Raw genomic sequence first — 18,484 nt, forward strand, 5'->3', positions numbered from 1 at the left:
CGTGGGCAAGCTTGTCGGCCTCGCACTTGCAGGGCTGATCGCCTTGGCCGCGCCCGCGCGCGCGGAGCTTGTGGAAGCTGAAATCACGCTGCTCGACTTCACCGACCTCGTGGGGTGGGAGCTCGACGATCATCAGGCGGCGTTCGACGCGTTTCTTCACACCTGCGAACTGCTGGACGATCCGCAATGGGATCCGATCTGTTCCATAGGGTTCGATTTTACGGGGGCGCCGAAAGCGTTTTTCGAGTTGTTCTTTCGCCCTGTGAAGATCGTAGATGGGCAGCCGGGTGTTTTCACCGCCTATTACGAACCGGAGATCCGGGGGTCGGAACGCCGCACGGGGCGGTACGACATCCCCGTCTATCGCCGTCCCCCCGAAATCGCCGCCGGGACCGCGAATTACACCCGTCGCGAGATCGAAGAGGACGGCGTGCTCGAAGGGCGCGGGCTTGAGATCGCGTGGGTCGAAGACCCGGTGGAACTCCAGTTTCTGCAAATTCAGGGGTCGGGCCGGATCAAGCTACCCGACGGCTCATCCATCCGGCTCGGATTCGGGGGCCACAACGGCCACAGCTTTCGCTCTCTCGGGGACGAACTGGTGCGGCGCGGCATCTACAACATCCATCAGGTCTCGGCCGAGGTCATCAAGAATTGGGTATCCCGCAACCCTGTCGAGGGCCGCGATCTTCTGAGCCACAACACGTCTTACGTGTTCTTCACCGAGCTCGAACATCTGCCGTCGCACTCCGGTCCGATCGGCGCAATGGCACGGTCGATTTCCGCGGGTCGGACCTTGGCGGTCGATCCGGCCTATACCCCGCTTGGCGCGCCGGTTTGGATCGAAAAGGGCGGGGCCGAACCTTTTTCGCGCCTGATGGTCGCGCAGGACACCGGATCGCGCATCAAGGGCGCGCAACGGGCCGACATTTTCTGGGGCACCGGCGACGAAGCCGGGAAGGCGGCCGGGCGGATCAAGGACGCCGGGCGCATGGTCGTCCTCCTTCCGATCCAGCGTGCTTACGCGCTCGCCCCGGAGGAATAGGTTTGGCGCGGCGACCCCGGCATTTGAGTGCCGACGAAAAGGCACTCTGGGACGAGGTTGCGAAACGGGCGACGCCGATGCATCCGACGCGAACCCAAGAGACTGCGAGCGAGGCTTTGGTGTCGAAGCCGAAACCCGCACCGCCGTCACCGGACATCAAACCTTTTCGGATCGGAACGCGGTCGGACACCAAGCTGCCCTCGAACGATCTGGCGCCGAAGGTCGAAGACAGCGTGGCCCGTGCGCCCGTCGCGATGGATCGAAAACGCTACCAGCAGATGAAACGCGGCAAGCTGTCGCCCGAAGCGCGGATCGACCTTCACGGTCTGACGATGGCGCAGGCGCACCCGCGTCTTCTGTCTTTCATCATGAACTCGGTCGCCGAGGGGCGGCGGTTCGTTCTTGTCATTACGGGTAAGGGGAAATCGCGGCCCGACGACGGCCCGATCCCCGAACGCCACGGCGTCTTGCGGCATCAGGTTCCGCACTGGCTGAACTCGCCACCGCTACGGTCCCACGTCCTCCAGATTTCCGAGGCGAACCGAAAGCACGGTGGTCTGGGCGCCTATTACGTTTACCTGCGCCGGCCCCGCTAGGCGAGTTTGGACCAGAGCGCAGACGCGCCGAGTTTTTCCACAAATGCCTGATGTGCCGCGCGTTCGTCTTCGGTGATCCGCGATGGCAGGGCTTCCGGTCGGGGCCGGGGGCGCCAATCCTCGTTCTGCGTCGTGTCGGACGTTTGCGATCCGCCGCCGCCAAGCACCAGGTCGGGCTGCCGGCCACCGATCAGTTCCAGATAGACTTCGGCCAGAATTTCCGAGTCGAGCAACGCGCCGTGCAGCGTGCGGTGGGAGTTGTCGATCCCGAAGCGGCGGCAAAGCGCATCGAGCGAATTGCCCGCACCCGGAAACTTTTTGCGCGCGATGAGAAGCGTATCGATCGATTGATCCATCGGGATCTGCCGCCGTTTGCACCAGCCAAGTTCGGCATTCAGAAACGGAACGTCGAAGGAGGCATTGTGGATGACGAGCTTGGCGTCCCCGATGAATTCGAGAAACGCGTCCGCGATATCGGCGAACACCGGGTAGTCCTTCAGGAATTCCTCGGACAATCCGTGGACGGCGAACGCGCCTTCCGGCATATCGCGCTGCGGGTTGATGTACTGGTGATAGGTCCGGCCCGTCGGCATGTGATTGAACAGCTCGACCGCCCCGATCTCGACCATCCGGTCGCCGGTCTTGGGATCGAATCCCGTGGTTTCGGTGTCGAGCACGATCTCACGCATCAGCCAGTTTCCTTCGGATATCGTCGAGCACAGACTGGACCTGCGCCTGCGCGGCTTCAAGTGTCAGGGTTTCGATGACGTAATCCGCCTTCGCCCGTTTTTCGGCATCCGGGGTTTGTTTCGCGCGGATGCTTTCGAATGTCGCCTCATCCATCGTCCCGCGTGCCAGAACCCGCTCGCGCTGGACGTCTTCGGGGGCCGAGACGACAACGACCGCGTCCATTGACCTGTTTCCGCCTGTTTCGAACAACAGCGGGATGTCCAGAACCACCAGATCGGCGGAAGTGTTCGCAAGAAAGGCCGCGCGGTCCTGCGCCACGAGGGGATGAACGATCCTCTCGATCTGTTTCAGGGCGGAGGGGTCTTCGGCCATCCAGCGTTTCAACGCCTCGCGGCTTACGGCCCCATCCTCGATTACGTCCGGGCGCAAGGCCCGGAACGGCTCGACCGCTGCGCCGCCCGAAGCGTAAAGCCGATGAACGGCGGCATCCGCATCCCAGACCGGAACGCCCGCTTCCGCAAACATCTTGGCCGTCGTGCTTTTGCCCATGCCGATGGAGCCGGTCAGTCCGATGATGAAAGTCATGAAGCCGCGGCGATCCTTGCATCTTCGTCATTCGGCGGTCGCTGGCCGAACCACCGTTCGAAACTGGGGGACGCCTGGCAGATCAACATGCCGACACCGTCGGCGACATGACAGCCATAAGCGGCGGCCTGCTGCAAAAACCGGGTCGCAGGCGGGTCGACCGTCAGATCGCAGGCGACCGCGCCCGGCGTCAGCCCGTCCAGCGGCACGCGAAAGTCCGAGTTGCCGCGGGTTCCCAGAGGCGTCGCGTTCACCACCGTCGCGGCCCCTTCCGCCATGTTCCCCGCCTTAAGCCAATCTACGACCTCAATCCGGGTGCCGAATTCGCTGCGAAGCTGCTCCGCCTTTGGGCGGGTCCGCGATGTCAGGCGGATCTGTCCGACCCCGACCTCGATCAAGGCCGAGATCACCACGCGCGCCGCGCGCCCGGCGCCGAAAATGGCAGCGGGGCCAAGGCGCGCATCCCATCCGGGCACGCTCAGACGGATATTTTCGATGAATCCGTAACCATCGGTGTTGTCGGCATGGATTTTTCCATCACGCCGAAAGATGAGCGTGTTCGCACCAGACATCAGCGCAGCGCGATCCGTTATGATATCGGCATGATCCAGAACGGCCTTTTGGTAAGCCGCCGAGATATGGAGCCCCACGAAACCGGCTTTGGGAAGCGCCGAGATCACGTCGCCGATATCCTGCGGCTCGACCGTCAACGGAAGATAGCGACCGGGAAGCTGCGTCGCCCAGAGCCAGTGGTCGAACAACACCGGCAACCGGCTGGTTTCGCCGGGTGCAAGCATGACCGCTGCTATGGGCGTCGACGCCTCGCTCATGTCTCAAGGTCTCCCCTCACGATGAGATAGGATATCAACTCGGTAAGCGGCAACCCGAGAACGTTGAAATACGATCCGTCGATCTGCGAGAAGAGCCGGACCCCTTCTTCTTCGAGTTTGTAGGACCCGACCGAGTGCCGGATGCTGTCCCAGTTCCTGTCGACGTAATCTTTCACATAGGCATCGCTCAATTGCCGCATGGTCATGCGGACCATACCGACATGGCGCCAGACGGGTTCGTAATCGTGATAGATGACCGCCGCCGACATCAAGTGATGCGTCTGGCCAGACAGGCGGGCAAGCTGTTCCCGCGCGACTTCGGGCGTCTCGGGCTTGTTCAGGATTTCGCTTTTCAACGCCGCGACCTGATCGCAGCCCAGCACAAGCGAGGTTGGGTTCTTCTGCCCGACCTTGCGCGCCTTGTATTCCGCCAAAGCGTCCGCGACATCGCGCGGGGTCGCTTGTTCGGCGGCCAGACCGGCCCGAATTGCGGATTCGTCGATCCGCGCCGGTTCGACATCGAAGGCGATCCCGGCGTTCGCCAGCAATGTCGCCCGAATTTCGGACCCGGAAGCGAGGATCAGTCGTGTCGGCATGTTGGGAACCCTGTGGAGAATCCTTGTTTGTTCCTCGTTATGCGATTGTGCGTGGAACGGTGCAATTCCGGCGTTCCGTCTTATCGGCGGGTTTCCGACATTCCGTTCCTTGCCGCGCCAACACGGGACAACCGGGTTCGCCCATGTTGTGAGTTCCGGGTCCACGCACAGAACGGTCCACGAATTTGTTCACAGGCTGGGTATCACGTAAGTGCCTGTTTCCGAAATCATAAACTGGATTCCGGCCGGGTTCCGACGGTCTTATCCAACCTCGTTCATTTGTGACGAAAACGCTGCGGACAAGTCGTTAATCCCCAATACCCACAGGGTCTACAAATCAATACAACCCTTTTTCTTTCTTTTCTTTATTAAGGGAGGGCGGACATGCCGGCGAGATTTGCAAAGAACGCCAAGATTGACTTGAAAGGTCCGGTTCCCTATATCCCGCGTCCAAAGGGCCGTCCGGTCCGTGTTTCCCACTCTACAACGCTGACTGAGCCAATCGCTCGTCCTATCGGTGATTTCCCATGACTGAACGCTTGAACCTGTCCGACCTCAAGGCGCAGAGCCCGAAAGACCTTTTGGCGATGGCCGAAGAGCTCGAGATCGAGAACGCCTCGACCATGCGGAAGGGCGAAATGATGTTCCAGATCCTTCAGGCGCGTGCCGAAGACGGCTGGGAGATCGGGGGCGATGGCGTGCTCGAAGTGCTTCAGGACGGCTTTGGCTTCCTGCGCTCGCCCGAAGCGAACTATCTGCCCGGCCCCGACGATATCTACATGTCGCCGGACATGATCCGAAAGCATTCGTTGCGCACCGGTGACACGGTCGAAGGCGTCATTGCGGCACCGGGCGAGAACGAGAACTATTTTGCGATCACCCAGGTCGAGAAGATCAACTTCACCGATCCGGAAACGGCGCGGCACAAGGTGGCCTTCGACAACCTGACGCCCCTGCACCCGGATGAGCGTCTGAAGATGGAAATCGACGATCCGACGATCAAGGATCGTTCGGCGCGTATCATCGATCTGGTTGCTCCGATCGGGAAGGGCCAGCGTTCGTTGATCGTGGCACCGCCGCGCACTGGTAAGACGGTGCTGATGCAGAACATCGCGCATTCGATCTCGGTCAACCATCCCGAGGTCTATCTGATCGTCCTGCTGATCGACGAACGGCCCGAGGAAGTGACGGACATGAAGCGGTCGGTGAACGGCGAAGTCGTTGCCTCGACCTTCGATGAACCCGCGTCGCGCCACGTCGCCGTGTCGGAAATGGTGATCGAAAAGGCGAAGCGTCTGGTGGAGCACAAGCGGGACGTCGTCATCCTGCTCGACTCGATCACGCGTCTGGGCCGTGCGTTCAACACGACGGTGCCGTCCTCCGGCAAGGTCCTGACGGGTGGTGTGGATGCCAACGCCTTGCAGCGCCCGAAGCGGTTCTTCGGTGCTGCGCGTAACATCGAAGAGGGCGGTTCGCTGACCATCATCGCGACGGCCCTGATCGACACCGGCAGCCGCATGGATGAAGTCATCTTCGAAGAGTTCAAAGGCACGGGTAACTCGGAATTGGTGCTGGATCGCAAGGTGTCGGACAAGCGGATCTTCCCGGCGATCGACATCCTCAAGTCCGGGACGCGGAAAGAAGAGCTTCTGGTAGATTCGAAGGATCTTCAGAAAACCTATGTGCTGCGTCGTATCCTGAACCCGATGGGCACGACGGATGCGATCGAGTTCCTGATCTCGAAGCTCAAACAAACCAAGACGAACGACGAGTTCTTCGACTCGATGAACGCATAATCCTGTTTTAATTCAACAGGTTGACCATGGATACGATCTTTGCGCTCGCCTCGGCACGGGGCAAGGCAGGCGTTGCCGTCATCCGGGTGTCCGGCCCGGACGCGTTTTCGGCCGGCAAGGCGTTGGCCGGTGCATTGCCGCCGGTGCGGACAACTGGTCTGCGCACGCTGCGCAACGGAAATGATCCAATCGACGAAGCCTTGGTTCTGACGTTCTCGGAGGGTGCGAGCTTTACAGGGGAACCTGTGGTGGAGTTTCATTTGCACGGATCGACCGCCGTTGTGGCGAGTGTGCTGTCGACATTGTCTTCATTGCGGGGTCTGAGGATGGCGGAGCCGGGCGAGTTCACGCGCCGCGCGATGGAGAATGAGCGTCTGGACCTTGCCCAGGTGGAAGGGCTTGCCGACCTCATCGACAGCGAAACGGAAGCCCAAAGAAAGCAGGCGCTGCGCGTGCTTTCCGGTGCGCTCGGCGACAAGACATCCCATTGGCGTAAGGACCTCGTGCGGGCGACGGCGTTGCTGGAAGCGACGATTGATTTCGCTGATGAAGAGGTTCCGGTCGATGTCTCGCCGGAAGTTCTGGACCTCATTGATAGAACGCTGGACGATGTCCGGTCTGAAACGGCCAGCGCGCGCATTTCGGAGCGCATTCGCGATGGGTTCGAGGTTGCGATCGTGGGGGCGCCGAATGCTGGAAAATCCACTCTGCTGAATGCGCTCGCCGGCCGGGACGCCGCGATTACGTCCGAAGTTGCGGGAACGACGCGGGACGTGCTCGAGGTTCGGATGGACCTTGCCGGGCTTCCCGTGACGATCCTCGACACAGCGGGATTGCGCGAATCGGAAGATGTCATCGAGCGGTTGGGAATAGAGCGGGCGAAGGCACGTGCTGCGGAGGCAGACCTGCGGATTTTCCTGTTGTCAGGCGAGGTTCTGCCGATGGACCCGATGGATGGCGATATCGTCGTTCAAGGGAAATCGGACCTCACGGGTACGGGCATTTCGGGTAAGACCGGCGAAGGCTTGGATTTTCTGGTGGAGCAGATCACATCGGTTCTAAGCGAACGGGCGAGCCACGCGGGTACAGCGATCCGGGAGCGGCACCGCGTGGCGCTGAGTACTGCGCAAGTGGCTTTGGAAAATGCTCGAATCGAGGTACAGAGCGGCTCCGAACGTTCCGAACTCGCCGCTGAAGAACTCTGGTCCGCAATCCGTGCTCTCGATGCCCTGATGGGTCGTGTGGACGTGGAAGTGGTGCTTGACGAGATATTCGCGAGTTTTTGTCTGGGGAAGTAGAGAGAGGCATGTTTCACGTGGAACATTCTGATTTCGATGTCGTGATCGTTGGCGGAGGCCACGCTGGTGCCGAGGCTGCGGTCGCTTCGGCACGGATCGGTGCGCGAACGGCTTTGGTCACCTTGCGGGCGTCGGATCTGGGCGTCATGTCCTGCAATCCGGCAATCGGTGGGCTGGGGAAGGGCCATCTAGTTCGTGAAATCGACGCCCTCGACGGCATCATGGGGCGCGCGGCGGATTTGGCGGGTATCCAGTTTCGCCGGTTGAACCGTTCAAAAGGCCCAGCTGTTCAGGGTCCGCGTGCGCAGGCGGATCGAAAGCTCTACCGCGCGGCGGTCTCGAAACTGGTTTCGGAGCAAAATCGTCTGACGGTCGTTGAAGGAGAAGTCGCGTCGCTTGCAATGTCGGGCGATAAGGTCACCGGCTTGATCCTTGCTGATGGCTCCGAGATTTCAGCGCGCGCGGTGGTCCTCACGACCGGCACCTTCCTGCGCGGGGTAATCCATATCGGCGATGTCCGTTGGGAAGGTGGTCGCATGGGCGATCGCCCGTCCGTCAGGCTGGCCGAGCAAATCGAGTCCCTCGGCTTGCCGTTTGGTCGGCTCAAGACCGGAACGCCGCCGCGTTTGGATGGCCGCACCATCGATTGGGGTAAGTTGGAAACTCAGCCTGGCGACGAGAACCCCGAGGTTTTTTCTTTTCTGAACACCAAACCGACGGCACGTCAGATCTCGTGCGGCATCACGCACACGAACGAAAGAACGCATGAGATCATTTCGCGGAACCTTGAACGGTCGGCAATGTATGGGGGGCACATCGACGGCGTCGGCCCAAGATATTGCCCGTCCATCGAGGACAAGGTCGTGCGATTTTCAGACAAGCCGTCGCATCAGATCTTTCTGGAACCGGAAGGATTGGACGATCATACAGTCTATCCGAACGGCATTTCGACGTCTCTGCCTGAAGATGTTCAGCAAGCTTACGTCGCTTCGATTTCCGGTCTGGAGAACGCGCGAATTTTGCAGCCAGGATATGCGATTGAATACGATTATGTCGACCCGCGCGCCTTGCGCCTGACCTTGGAGCTCAAGAATGTCTCGGGCCTGTATCTTGCGGGTCAGATCAACGGCACAACGGGCTACGAGGAAGCTGCGGCACAAGGCATTGTTGCAGGCTTCAACGCTGCTCGCGCTGCGCTCGGGTATGACGAGGTCATTTTTTCGCGGTCGTCCTCTTACATCGGGGTGATGATCGATGATCTCGTGACACGTGGTGTGACCGAGCCGTATCGTATGTTCACATCGCGGGCTGAATTCAGACTCGCACTTCGGGCCGATAACGCCGACCAGAGATTGACGCCTTTGGCCATCGACCTGGGAGCTGCATCCGCTGAACGGAAAAGGCGTTTTTCCGAGAAGATGGAAAAGCTCGACGCGGCGAAGACCCTGTTGAAAGGCCGCTCGTTCAAGCCGCAGGAAGTCAACGCAGCCGGTGGTTCGGTGAGCGAAGACGGGACACGCCGGACTGGGTTCGATCTGCTGTCGATCCCGGGGATCACATTCGCATCGCTGGTGAAGATGGATGACGTTTTTTCGTCCGTCGATCCCGACACGCGTTCGCAAGTTTCGAAAGATGCATTGTATGCGCGGTATATCGAGAGGCAGGCGCGGGAAGTGGAGGCGCTCCGCCGCGATGAGCACCAAGTCATTCCGAGCGATTTCGACTATGTCGGCCTTGACGGGCTGACGGGCGAGTTGAAGCAGAAGCTTTCCAAAGTTAAGCCGGAAACCCTAGCTCATGCAGGTCGGATCGAAGGTATGACGCCTGCTGCGCTCGCGCTAATTTTGGCGAAAGTCCGGCAGTCCGCGCGAAGGAAATCCGCGTGAACAAAACTGCCTTTCTGGAGGCGGTGAGTGTTTCACGTGAAACAGAGCGGCGGCTCGATACCTTTGCAGAGCTTCTGACAAAATGGAATCGCCATATAAACCTGGTCAGCGCGTCGACGCTGAAGGATTTGTGGAGCCGGCATTTGCTGGATTCCGCGCAACTCCTGTCGCTTGCCGAAGGCCGATCCGGCCTTTGGCTCGATGTCGGCACCGGCGGAGGCTTTCCTGGAATCGTTGTCGCCATCATAGCCGCCGAGGCGCAGCCGGACCTGCGAGTTCGATGCATCGAGAGCGACCAGAGGAAAGCGACGTTTCTTAGGACCGTGGCCCGAGAATGCGGCGTGTCGGTTGAAGTGCTGTCCGAGAGAGTCGAGAAGGTCGGTCCGGCGGGTGCAGACGTGATTTCCGCACGTGCGCTGGCGCCGTTGGACGACCTTCTCGCTTATGCGCTGCGGCATCTGAAACCCGGAGGTTTGGCGCTGTTTCTGAAAGGTGCGGGATACAGGGAAGAGCTTGAAACCGCTCTTGTAAACTGGCGTTTCCAAGTCGATACATACCCCAGCAAGACCAATCCGGACGCGGTCGTCCTGAAGATCGGAGATATCGAACGTGCCTGACGCCAAGATCATAGCGGTGACCAACCAGAAAGGCGGCGTCGGAAAAACCACGACCGCGATAAACTTGGGCGCAGCTCTGGCGATGAAGGGGAACAAGGTCCTCATCGTCGATCTCGACCCGCAGGGTAACGCATCGACCGGGCTTGGTATCGAGCCGCAGGACCGTGAAAGCACGACATATGATCTGTTGTTGGAGGAGTCGCCGCTCGAGTCCGTCGTTCTCCAAACCGAGATCGACAACCTCTGGATTGCTCCGGCGACGACGGATCTGTCTTCGGCGGATATCGAGTTGGTCGCGAATGAGAAACGGTCGCATCTGCTGCATGATTCCCTGCGTGCACCGACCGCCGAGAGGTTGGGGTTGGACTACATCCTGATCGATTGTCCGCCCTCTCTGAACCTGCTCACCGTGAACGCGCTCGTCGCTGCTCATTCCGTCCTTATCCCGCTGCAATCCGAGTTTTTCGCACTTGAAGGCTTGAGTCAGCTTATGCTGACGATCCGCGAGGTGCGCGAGGCGGCGAACCCGAAACTGAGGATCGAAGGCGTCGTGCTGACGATGCACGACATGCGCAACAACCTTGCGCAGCAAGTAGAGGCGGATGCGCGGGACACCCTTGGAGAATTGGTCTTCAAGACCGTGGTTCCAAGAAATGTCAGGGTTTCGGAGGCGCCGTCTTTCGCCATGCCGGTGATTTCCTACGATCCGAGTTCCAAGGGCAGTCAGGCGTATATTTCATTGGCACAAGAACTGATGGCGAAGGCCGGGTAGGAGGCAGACATGGCAACGAAGAAACCGAACCGCGGATTGGGGCGCGGGCTTTCCGCACTCATGGCCGATGTTCAGCCGGATGCCGAAGTGGCACATGTTGGGTCCGAAGGGCAAAGAAAGCCCGATATGTTGATTCCAATTGAGAACGTGGAAGCCAACCCAGACCAACCGAGGCGCAGGTTCACGCCCGAAGGGTTGGAGGATCTGGCCAACTCGATCCGTGAGAAGGGGATCATCCAGCCTCTGATCGTCAGGCCGCACCCCACGAAAGAGGGCGCGTATGAGATCGTCGCCGGCGAACGCCGGTGGCGTGCGGCTCAGGTCGCCCAGTTGCATGAAATTCCCGCGATTATCCGTGGCTACAACGATACCGAAGCGCTGGAAGTCGCGATTATCGAGAATATCCAACGCGCGGACCTCAATCCAATTGAAGAGGCCGCAGGCTATCGCGATCTGATGGAGAAGTTCGGGCATACGCAGGAAAAGCTGGCGGAGGCCCTCGGGAAATCGCGGTCGCACATCGCCAATATGATGCGTCTGCTGAATCTGCCGGAAGAAGTGCTCGAGATGGTCGTGGATGGACGCCTGTCTGCGGGCGCCGCGCGGGCGATTATCACAGCGGAAAATCCGGTAGAGCTTGCGCGTCGTGCTGTGAAAGAGGGGCTTTCCGTTCGCGATATCGAACGTCTGGCGAAATCTCCCACATCACCGAAGAAGCAGTCTACGCCTGCCCAGAAGGCCCAAAAGGACGCGGACACGGTGGCGCTTGAAAAATCGCTTTCCGCTGCATCGGGCATGAAGGTTTCGATCGACCATAAGGATGGCGACGATCAGGGGACTGTGACGATCCGGTACGCGACGCTCGATCAATTCGACGATCTGTGCCGCATGCTCGGCGGTGACGTCTAGCTTGGCAAAAGCTCGCGTATGACCGCGTTCAGGACGGCGCGGCCAGATCGTGTCGGGGCGAGGTAGCGGTTTTTCAGGCTCAAATAGCCATCTCGGACGAAGTCCTGAAGAACCGTTTCATCTAATGGCACACCAGAAATAGCCTCGTATCGGTCTAGATCTAGTCCTCGCGTGGTGCGCAGACCCATCATAAGGTATTCACCGGCTTGGTCAGCGCGACTCAAAGCTTCGCGGCCGGCCTCGCCGTTGTGCTTTAGCGCTTGATCCAGCCACTTCGAAGGCGACAACTCAGTCCAGGTGGCCCAGCGTTGACCCCCAAGGCTCAGGCGCCCATGTGCGCCCGGGCCGATGCCGATGTAATCACCAGCGGACCAGTAGATCAGGTTATGCCGGGATTCTTGGCCGGGTTTGGCGTGATTAGAGACTTCATAAGCCCACAGTCCGGCAACGTCGCAAATGTCTTGCGTGGCAAAATACATATCGGCCGACAAATCTTCGTCGGGCAGGCCCCGCAGCTTTCCACGCGCGAACCGATCTCCGAATGCGGTGCCGTCCTCGATGGTGAGCTGATAGAGCGACAGGTGATCCGGCTCGAAGCTGACCGCCCGCTCAAGCTCCGCAGTCCAGTCTTCGAGCGACTGATCCTGACGTCCGTAAATGAGGTCGAAATTGATCCTGTCGAACGTCGAACGCGCGACGTCCAAAGCAGCCAAGGCCGTTTCAACGTCATGGAGCCTGCCGAGCGCCTTCAGATCCCGGTCATTCAGGGCCTGAAACCCCATTGAAACCCGGTTCACGCCCGCCGCTGCATAGCCAGCGAAACGTTCGGCTTCCACCGAGCTTGGATTCGCTTCGAGCGTGATTTCAATGTCGTTCGCGGGCGTCCAGTGCCCCGCGACAGCATCCAGCACCGCACCGACGACGGCGGGGTCCATCAGGGAAGGGGTCCCGCCGCCGAAGTAAACCGAGCTCAGGACACGATTCGGGGTTTCGCGTGCATAACGCTCCAACTCGGCAAGATAGGCGGCCTGCCAGTCGGCCATGTCGATTTGTGAGGACACATGGCTGTTGAAGTCGCAGTAGGGGCACTTGGCCGCGCAGAAAGGCCAATGGATGTAGAGGCCGAAACCGCCCTCTCTCCAGTTATCGGTCAAAGCAGCCCTCGACCAGTTTGGCGAATGCGACGGCCCTATGGCTCATCTCGTGCTTCTGTTTCGGGCCCATCTCACCAAATGTGATGTCGAAACCGTCCGGGATGAAGATCGGGTCGTACCCGAAACCCTGATCGCCGCGCATCGGCCATGTCAGACGACCGGACACGCGGCCCTCGAAAATCTCGTCATGTCCATCCGGCCAGGCGAGGCACAGGGTGCAATTGAAAGACGCCGTGCGCGGTTCGGCTGCGCCTCGTTCGTCGAGAAGATCCCACGTCTTTTTCATGGCCATGGGAAAATCGCGACCTTCCGGTGTCTCGGCCCAGTCCGCCGTATAGACACCCGGGGCACCGTCGAGCGCATCGACCATGATCCCGCTGTCATCCGACAATGCGGGCAATCCGGTTTCCTTCGCCGCGAAGTGGGCCTTGATCCGGGCGTTCCCGGCGAACGTGTCCTCGGTTTCATCCGGTTCTTCGAGCCCGAATTCCGATGCCGAGGAACAGGTCACGCCAAACGGTTCAACCAAGGCGGCGATTTCGCGCAGCTTGCCTTTGTTGTGCGAGGCGATGACCAAACGGTCGCCGGTGAACGCGCGGGTCATGCCACGGCGGCCTTTTGTGCGGCCACCAGCTCTGCAACGCCCTTTTCGGCAAGACCCATAAGGTCATCCATCTGAGCGCGGGAGAAGGTGGAACCTTCGGCCGACATCTGCACCTCGATCAATCGTCCGGTTCCCGTCATGACGAAGTTCCCGTCGACACCGGCTTCGCTGTCCTCGGGATAGTCGAGGTCGAGGACGGGCTGACCGGCATAAATGCCGCAAGAGACGGCGGCGACCGGATCGATCAGGGGGTCCGACACGATGTCGCCAGCCTTCATCAGTTTCTGAACCGCAAGACGCAGGGCAACCCATCCGCCGGTGATCGAGGCGCAACGCGTGCCCCCGTCGGCCTGAATGACGTCGCAATCGACCGTGATCTGACGTTCGCCAAGCGCCTGCCGATCGACACCCGCGCGCAGCGAACGACCGATAAGCCGTTGAATTTCAACGGTTCTCCCGCCTTGCTTGCCTGCGGTCGCCTCGCGCCTCATACGCGAAGATGTGGACCGCGGCAGCATTCCGTATTCGGCGGTGACCCACCCCATACCGGTGTTGCGAAGCCAGGGCGGCACACGCTCTTCCAACGATGCGGTGCACAGCACATGCGTATCGCCGACCTTGATGAGGCAGGACCCTTCGGCATGTTTCGTGACGCCCGTTTCAATTGAAATCGGGCGCAGTTCATCTACATTCCTGCCAGATGGGCGCATGGCGTATCCTTCCTGATTTTTCTGCGGCGTGGGTGTCACGCCGCCATGAAAAAAGCAAGGGCGGCCGCCCGATGGAGACAATGGCATGACCGACGGGTCACCCAGACTGGACGAACTGAACGACCGATCGCGTGAGGTGTTTCGGCGGCTCGTCGAGGCATACCTTGAAAGCGGTGATCCGGTCGGCTCGCGCACCCTGACGCGCACCTTGTCGGAAAAGGTCTCGGCGGCGACGATCAGAAACGTCATGCAGGATCTTGAATACCTCGGGCTGTTGAATTCCCCTCACGTCTCAGCCGGTCGCATCCCGACCGAGCTTGGCCTGCGTATGTTCGTAGACGGGTTTTTGGAAGTCGGTGATCTGACCGATGGGGATCGCGACAAAATTCAGGAAACGCTCGGCTCGAACTCCGCCGATGTTCCGGCGCTGATGAGCTCGGTCGGCAAGGCGCTGTCGGGCATCACGTCCGGCGCGAGCCTTGTGCTGACGCCGAAGTCCGAAGCGCCGATCAAGCATATCGAATTCGTAAGCCTTGGTGTGGACCGGGCGCTCACCGTTCTGGTCTTTGCAGATGGTCAGGTCGAAAACCGGCTGTTCACCCCGCCGAAAGGTCACACGCCCAGCTCGATGCGGGAGGCTGCGAATTTCCTCAACTCGCTGGCCGAAGGGCGGACGTTGTCCGAACTGCGGGAGGTGATCTTGCGGGAGGTCGAAAAACGACGGCGCGAAGTCGACGAGGTCGCCCGCGCCATGGTCGAAAGCGGGCTTGCGGTTTGGAACAAGGATGGTGCGGGAACCGATCGCCTGATCGTGCAGGGGCGGGCGAATCTGATTACCGATCCAGCGGACGAGGCCGAGCTTCACCGGATCAAGAGCCTCTTCGATGACCTCGAACGTAAGCAAGACATCGCCGAGTTCCTCGAACTGGCGGAAGATGGCGAAGGTGTGAGGATTTTTATTGGCTCTGAGAACAAACTTTTCTCACTTTCCGGTTCCTCTCTGGTGGTTTCTCCATATATGAACGCTGACCGAAAGATCGTCGGTGCGGTTGGGGTCATCGGACCCACCCGGCTCAACTATGGGCGGATCGTGCCGATCGTGGATTACACTGCGCAGCTGGTCGGGAAACTGATCTCCGACCGGGGGTAATGAGGGAAAGAATGGCCGACCCGAAGAAGAAAGAGCCGCTCGAGGATATCGAGGCTGCAATCGAAGAAATCATGGCGGATCAGGGCAAGTCCGATCTGCCGGAAGACGAAGACGTGGCACCGGAAACCGATCCGCTCGAAGAGGTAGACGAGGTCGAGGCGCTTCGCATCGAGCGCGATCAGCTCAAAGACAAATTCATGCGGGCCTTGGCGGATGCCGAGAATGCGCGCAAACGGTCCGACCGGGATCGGCGCGAGGCCGAGAACTACGGCGGATCGAAACTCGCCCGTGACATGCTGCCGGTCTACGACAACATGAAACGCGCGATGGAAGCGATTGACGACGATCTGCGCGAAAAAGCATCGGGCCTGACCGAAGGTCTGGAACTCACCATGCGGGAGTTGCTGAACATCTTCTCCAAACACGGCATCCGCATTCTTGCGCCCGAAGTGGGCGACAAGTTTGACCCGATCGAGCACGAAGCCATGTTCGAGGCGCCCGTGCCCGGCACGAACAAGGGCGAAATCATTCAGGTGATGGCCGAAGGTTTCATGCTGCACGACCGTCTGCTTCGCGCGGCGCAAGTGGGCGTGTCGTCCAATCCGGGCTGACGCCTAATCGTTCTCGAGCGACTTCAACTCGTAAATCAGATCCAGCGCCTCACGGGGCGTCAGCTCGTCGGGATGAATCCCGGCGAGCTTTTCTTTTAGAACAGAAGGAGCCGTTTTCACCGGGGCGGACTGCACGGGAACGGCCGAGAACAGCGGAAGATCGTCGATCAAGGCCTTCTGTGCTGCGCCGCCTTCGCGTTCGCCTTTCTCAAGCGCATCCAACACGATCCGGGCGCGGTCGATCACACTCGATGGAAGTCCGGCCAGCTTCGCCACCTGCACACCGTATGAACGGTCGGCCGCCCCCTTGATGACCTCGTGCAGGAAAATCACCTCGCCGTCCCATTCCTTGACGGCGATGGTCGCGTTGTCGACACCGTCCAGCTTTCCGGCCAGTTGGGTCAACTCGTGATAATGCGTCGCGAACAGGGCGCGGCATCGGTTGGTTTCGTGCAGATGCTCGAGCGTTGCCCAAGCGATGGACAAGCCGTCGTAAGTCGCGGTTCCGCGTCCGATCTCATCAAGGATCACAAGCGCATGGTCGTCGGCTTGATTGAGGATCGCTGCCGTCTCTACCATTTCGACCATGAAGGTCGACCGACCGCGTGCCAGATCGTCGGCGGCGCCAACGCGCGAGAACAATTGGCTGACAATGCCGATCCGCGCCGATGTCGCAGGGACGAAACTCCCGGCTTGAGCGAGAAGCGCGATCAGGGCGTTCTGGCGCAGGAATGTGGACTTACCCGCCATGTTCGGCCCGGTCAAAAGCCAGATGTCGGCCCCATCCGACCCGTCAGCCAAGCGGCAATCGTTGGCGATGAACGGATCGCCGCCCTGCGCCCGAAGCGCCCGTTCGACGACCGGATGCCGACCGCCCAAAACCTCGAACGCGCGCGAATTCTCGACAATGGGCTGACACCAGTCTTCGCTGGCCGCAAGTTCAGCCAGCGCCGCTGAAACGTCGAGCTCGGCAAGACTTCGCGCCGCGTCACCAAGCGCCGCTGCGTTGGAGAGGACTTCGGCTTTCAGGCTGTCATAGAGACGCTTTTCGATCTCCAACGCTCGGTTTCCGGCATTCAGAATCTTGGTCTCGAGTTCCGACAGATCGACGGTCGTGAAGCGAACGGCATTCGCGGTCGTCTGACGGTGAATGAACGTCTCGGACAGCGGCGCCGACAGCATCTTTTCCGCGTGGGTCGCGGTGGTTTCGATGAAATACCCAAGGACATTGTTGTGTTTGATCTTGAGCGACGAAACCCCAGCCATCTCGGCGTATTTCGCCTGCATTCCAGCGATGACACCGCGCCCTTCGTCGCGAAGGGTCCGCGCTTCGTCCAGTTCCGCGTCATAGCCTGTGGCAATGAACCCCCCGTCGCGAACCAGCAGGGGCGGATCGGCCACGAGAGCACGCTCCAGCAGCCCCACGAGTACATCGTGTCCGGTCAATGACATCCCGGCTTCGCGCATCAGCTTTGGTGGTTCGACCGAAGAAAGCTGCGCGGCGATCTCGGCCGCTGCGCCAAGGCCGTCACGAATGCCGGTCAGGTCGCGCGGACCGCCACGGTCGAGGGCAAGCCGGGAGACGGCGCGATCGATATCCGGCACCTTGCGCAGCGCGTCGCGCAGATCGGCCCGAAAAAGGCTCTCGTCCACCAGAAAACCAACCGCCTCAAGACGGCTCTCAATCGTATCGAGGGTTCTTGACGGGCTGGAAAGTCGTCGTTCGAGCAAGCGTCCGCCACCAGCCGTCACCGTCTTGTCGATTGTCGAAAGCAACGATCCGTCGCGCCCGCCCGCAAGGGCATGGGTCAATTCAAGATTTCGTCGCGTCGCGGCATCGATCTGCATCGCGGTCTGGCTGATTTCAACGACAGGCGGACGCAGAAGCGGGAGTTTGCCCTTTTGGGTGATATCGAGGTAATCGACGATCGCACCCAATGCCCCCAGATCCGCCCGCGAAAAGGTGCCGAAAGCGTCCAGCGCCGACACGGAAAACAGATCGCAAAGGCGCTTCTCGGCGCCCGTGCTGTCGAACGCCGCCCGACCCAGCGGTGTGATCGCCGCACCCAGATCAGTGACTAACTCGGCCAATTCGGCTTCAGATGACTCGCTGACGACGACTTCGCGCGGTGCGATGCGCGCGAGTTCAGGGCCAAGGCGGGAGCGGGGACATTGCATGATCCGAAACGCGCCTGTCGATATGTCGACCCACGCCAGCGCACCCTCGTCCCGAACCTCGGCGAATGCGGCAAGGAAATTGTGACGCCGGGCGTCGAGCAGAGAATCCTCCGTCAGCGTTCCGGGCGTGACCAGACGCACCACATCGCGTTTCACGACGGACTTGGAGCCGCGCTTTTTGGCCTCGGCGGGATCTTCCATCTGCTCGCAAACGGCGACCCGAAAGCCCTTGCGGATGAGCGTCAGCAGGTAACCCTCGGCGGCATGGACGGGCACACCGCACATGGGAATGTCGTCACCCAGATGTTTGCCGCGCTTCGTGAGAGCGATATCCAGCGCCTCGGCCGCCGCGACCGCGTCGTCAAAGAAAAGCTCATAGAAGTCGCCCATGCGGTAAAACAGGAGAGCATCCGGATAGCCGGATTTGATCTCAAGAAACTGCGCCATCATGGGCGTTACG

General features: G+C 60.3%; 18 protein-coding genes. 10 read left to right on the forward strand and 8 right to left on the reverse strand.

From position 1 onward, the window contains the following. Window position 1 precedes the first annotated feature (1 nt). A complete protein-coding gene (gene mltA / locus HOY44_RS10575; RefSeq protein ID WP_502710688.1) occupies window positions 2–1,042 on the forward strand; it encodes a murein transglycosylase A in 1,041 nt (346 codons plus the stop codon). Window positions 1,043–1,044: 2 nt separating this feature from the next. Further along, a complete protein-coding gene (locus tag HOY44_RS10580; RefSeq protein ID WP_008332491.1) occupies window positions 1,045–1,638 on the forward strand; it encodes a Smr/MutS family protein in 594 nt (197 codons plus the stop codon). On the opposite strand, the gene dnaQ is transcribed toward HOY44_RS10580, so the two are convergent. Genes dnaQ through HOY44_RS10600 form a run of 4 tightly spaced genes read right to left on the reverse strand, consistent with a single transcriptional unit; the run spans window position 1,635 to window position 4,339 of the window. After that, the gene (dnaQ, locus tag HOY44_RS10585; protein ID WP_287434649.1) at window positions 1,635–2,327 is read right to left on the reverse strand and encodes a DNA polymerase III subunit epsilon; all 693 of its coding nucleotides are present in this window, start codon (window positions 2,325–2,327) and stop codon (window positions 1,635–1,637) included. The genes HOY44_RS10580 and dnaQ overlap by 4 nt on opposite strands. Next, window positions 2,320–2,913 carry a dephospho-CoA kinase gene (gene coaE / locus HOY44_RS10590; protein ID WP_287434650.1) on the reverse strand — a complete coding sequence of 198 codons (594 nt, stop codon included), beginning with the start codon at window positions 2,911–2,913 and terminating at the stop codon, window positions 2,320–2,322. Before coaE ends, dnaQ begins: the two co-directional genes overlap by 8 nt. Beyond that, the gene (locus HOY44_RS10595; protein WP_008332494.1) at window positions 2,910–3,743 is read right to left on the reverse strand and encodes a shikimate dehydrogenase family protein; all 834 of its coding nucleotides are present in this window, start codon (window positions 3,741–3,743) and stop codon (window positions 2,910–2,912) included. Before HOY44_RS10595 ends, coaE begins: the two co-directional genes overlap by 4 nt. Beyond that, a complete protein-coding gene (locus HOY44_RS10600; protein ID WP_287434651.1) occupies window positions 3,740–4,339 on the reverse strand; it encodes a Maf family protein in 600 nt (199 codons plus the stop codon). The genes HOY44_RS10595 and HOY44_RS10600 overlap by 4 nt, the downstream gene beginning before the upstream one ends. A gap of 527 nt (window positions 4,340–4,866) precedes the next feature. Between HOY44_RS10600 and rho the strand changes: the two genes are divergently transcribed. The 6 genes from rho to HOY44_RS10630 are packed head-to-tail and all read left to right on the forward strand — an operon-like array spanning window position 4,867 to window position 11,617. Then, window positions 4,867–6,135, forward strand: coding sequence for a transcription termination factor Rho (rho, locus tag HOY44_RS10605; RefSeq protein ID WP_040884862.1), 1,269 nt, complete (start codon window positions 4,867–4,869; stop codon window positions 6,133–6,135). Window positions 6,136–6,161: 26 nt separating this feature from the next. Further along, window positions 6,162–7,433 (forward strand): tRNA uridine-5-carboxymethylaminomethyl(34) synthesis GTPase MnmE, encoded by a 1,272-nt coding sequence (gene mnmE, locus HOY44_RS10610; protein ID WP_287434652.1) that lies wholly within the window; start codon window positions 6,162–6,164, stop codon window positions 7,431–7,433. Window positions 7,434–7,441: 8 nt separating this feature from the next. Beyond that, window positions 7,442–9,319, forward strand: coding sequence for a tRNA uridine-5-carboxymethylaminomethyl(34) synthesis enzyme MnmG (gene mnmG / locus HOY44_RS10615; RefSeq protein WP_287434653.1), 1,878 nt, complete (start codon window positions 7,442–7,444; stop codon window positions 9,317–9,319). Beyond that, window positions 9,316–9,936: a 16S rRNA (guanine(527)-N(7))-methyltransferase RsmG gene (gene rsmG, locus HOY44_RS10620; protein WP_138422230.1), complete on the forward strand. Its 621-nt coding sequence runs from the start codon at window positions 9,316–9,318 to the stop codon at window positions 9,934–9,936. Before mnmG ends, rsmG begins: the two co-directional genes overlap by 4 nt. Next, window positions 9,929–10,708 carry a ParA family protein gene (locus HOY44_RS10625; RefSeq protein ID WP_138422229.1) on the forward strand — a complete coding sequence of 260 codons (780 nt, stop codon included), beginning with the start codon at window positions 9,929–9,931 and terminating at the stop codon, window positions 10,706–10,708. Before rsmG ends, HOY44_RS10625 begins: the two co-directional genes overlap by 8 nt. Window positions 10,709–10,717: 9 nt before the next feature. Further along, entirely contained in the window at window positions 10,718–11,617 is a 900-nt protein-coding gene (locus HOY44_RS10630) for a ParB/RepB/Spo0J family partition protein (protein WP_287434654.1), read from the forward strand. Here the strand turns inward: HOY44_RS10630 and hemW are convergent. From hemW to rph, 3 genes are read right to left on the reverse strand one after another with little or no spacing between them, the layout of a single operon-like run. Then, window positions 11,614–12,771 (reverse strand): radical SAM family heme chaperone HemW, encoded by a 1,158-nt coding sequence (gene hemW / locus HOY44_RS10635; protein ID WP_287434655.1) that lies wholly within the window; start codon window positions 12,769–12,771, stop codon window positions 11,614–11,616. The genes HOY44_RS10630 and hemW overlap by 4 nt on opposite strands. Further along, the gene (gene rdgB, locus HOY44_RS10640; RefSeq protein WP_287434656.1) at window positions 12,761–13,375 is read right to left on the reverse strand and encodes an RdgB/HAM1 family non-canonical purine NTP pyrophosphatase; all 615 of its coding nucleotides are present in this window, start codon (window positions 13,373–13,375) and stop codon (window positions 12,761–12,763) included. The genes hemW and rdgB overlap by 11 nt, the downstream gene beginning before the upstream one ends. Further along, on the reverse strand, window positions 13,372–14,085 hold the full coding sequence (gene rph, locus HOY44_RS10645) for a ribonuclease PH (protein WP_040884868.1): 714 nt from the start codon (window positions 14,083–14,085) through the stop codon (window positions 13,372–13,374). Before rph ends, rdgB begins: the two co-directional genes overlap by 4 nt. An 85-nt stretch (window positions 14,086–14,170) precedes the next feature. Here rph and hrcA point away from each other — a divergent pair, with 85 nt between their 5' ends. Both hrcA and HOY44_RS10655 read left to right on the forward strand, forming a co-directional pair. Next, entirely contained in the window at window positions 14,171–15,235 is a 1,065-nt protein-coding gene (gene hrcA / locus HOY44_RS10650; RefSeq protein WP_287434657.1) for a heat-inducible transcriptional repressor HrcA, read from the forward strand. An 11-nt stretch (window positions 15,236–15,246) separates the two neighbouring features. Further along, window positions 15,247–15,846 carry a nucleotide exchange factor GrpE gene (locus tag HOY44_RS10655; protein ID WP_138422224.1) on the forward strand — a complete coding sequence of 200 codons (600 nt, stop codon included), beginning with the start codon at window positions 15,247–15,249 and terminating at the stop codon, window positions 15,844–15,846. A 3-nt stretch (window positions 15,847–15,849) separates the two neighbouring features. On the opposite strand, the gene mutS is transcribed toward HOY44_RS10655, so the two are convergent. Next, window positions 15,850–18,474, reverse strand: a complete 2,625-nt coding sequence (mutS, locus tag HOY44_RS10660) for a DNA mismatch repair protein MutS (protein WP_287434753.1) — start codon at window positions 18,472–18,474, stop codon at window positions 15,850–15,852. Between the last annotated feature and the right edge of the window lie 10 nt (window positions 18,475–18,484).

The organism is Maritimibacter sp. (assembly GCF_016774595.1).
Lineage (GTDB): Bacteria > Pseudomonadota > Alphaproteobacteria > Rhodobacterales > Rhodobacteraceae > Maritimibacter > Maritimibacter alkaliphilus.

Excerpts from the sequence above, each read along its gene's own strand:
- mutS (WP_287434753.1), bottom strand. The coding sequence starts at position 18,474 with ATGATGGCGCAGTTTCTTGAGATCAAATCCGGCTATCCGGATGCTCTC.
- mnmE (WP_287434652.1), top strand. The coding sequence starts at position 6,162 with ATGGATACGATCTTTGCGCTCGCCTCGGCACGGGGCAAGGCAGGCGTT.
- dnaQ (WP_287434649.1), bottom strand. The coding sequence starts at position 2,327 with ATGCGTGAGATCGTGCTCGACACCGAAACCACGGGATTCGATCCCAAG.
- HOY44_RS10595 (WP_008332494.1), bottom strand. The coding sequence starts at position 3,743 with ATGAGCGAGGCGTCGACGCCCATAGCAGCGGTCATGCTTGCACCCGGC.
- HOY44_RS10655 (WP_138422224.1), top strand. The coding sequence starts at position 15,247 with ATGGCCGACCCGAAGAAGAAAGAGCCGCTCGAGGATATCGAGGCTGCA.
- HOY44_RS10630 (WP_287434654.1), top strand. The coding sequence starts at position 10,718 with ATGGCAACGAAGAAACCGAACCGCGGATTGGGGCGCGGGCTTTCCGCA.
- rdgB (WP_287434656.1), bottom strand. The coding sequence starts at position 13,375 with ATGACCCGCGCGTTCACCGGCGACCGTTTGGTCATCGCCTCGCACAAC.
- rho (WP_040884862.1), top strand. The coding sequence starts at position 4,867 with ATGACTGAACGCTTGAACCTGTCCGACCTCAAGGCGCAGAGCCCGAAA.
- rph (WP_040884868.1), bottom strand. The coding sequence starts at position 14,085 with ATGCGCCCATCTGGCAGGAATGTAGATGAACTGCGCCCGATTTCAATT.
- coaE (WP_287434650.1), bottom strand. The coding sequence starts at position 2,913 with ATGACTTTCATCATCGGACTGACCGGCTCCATCGGCATGGGCAAAAGC.
- HOY44_RS10600 (WP_287434651.1), bottom strand. The coding sequence starts at position 4,339 with ATGCCGACACGACTGATCCTCGCTTCCGGGTCCGAAATTCGGGCGACA.
- mnmG (WP_287434653.1), top strand. The coding sequence starts at position 7,442 with ATGTTTCACGTGGAACATTCTGATTTCGATGTCGTGATCGTTGGCGGA.
- hrcA (WP_287434657.1), top strand. The coding sequence starts at position 14,171 with ATGACCGACGGGTCACCCAGACTGGACGAACTGAACGACCGATCGCGT.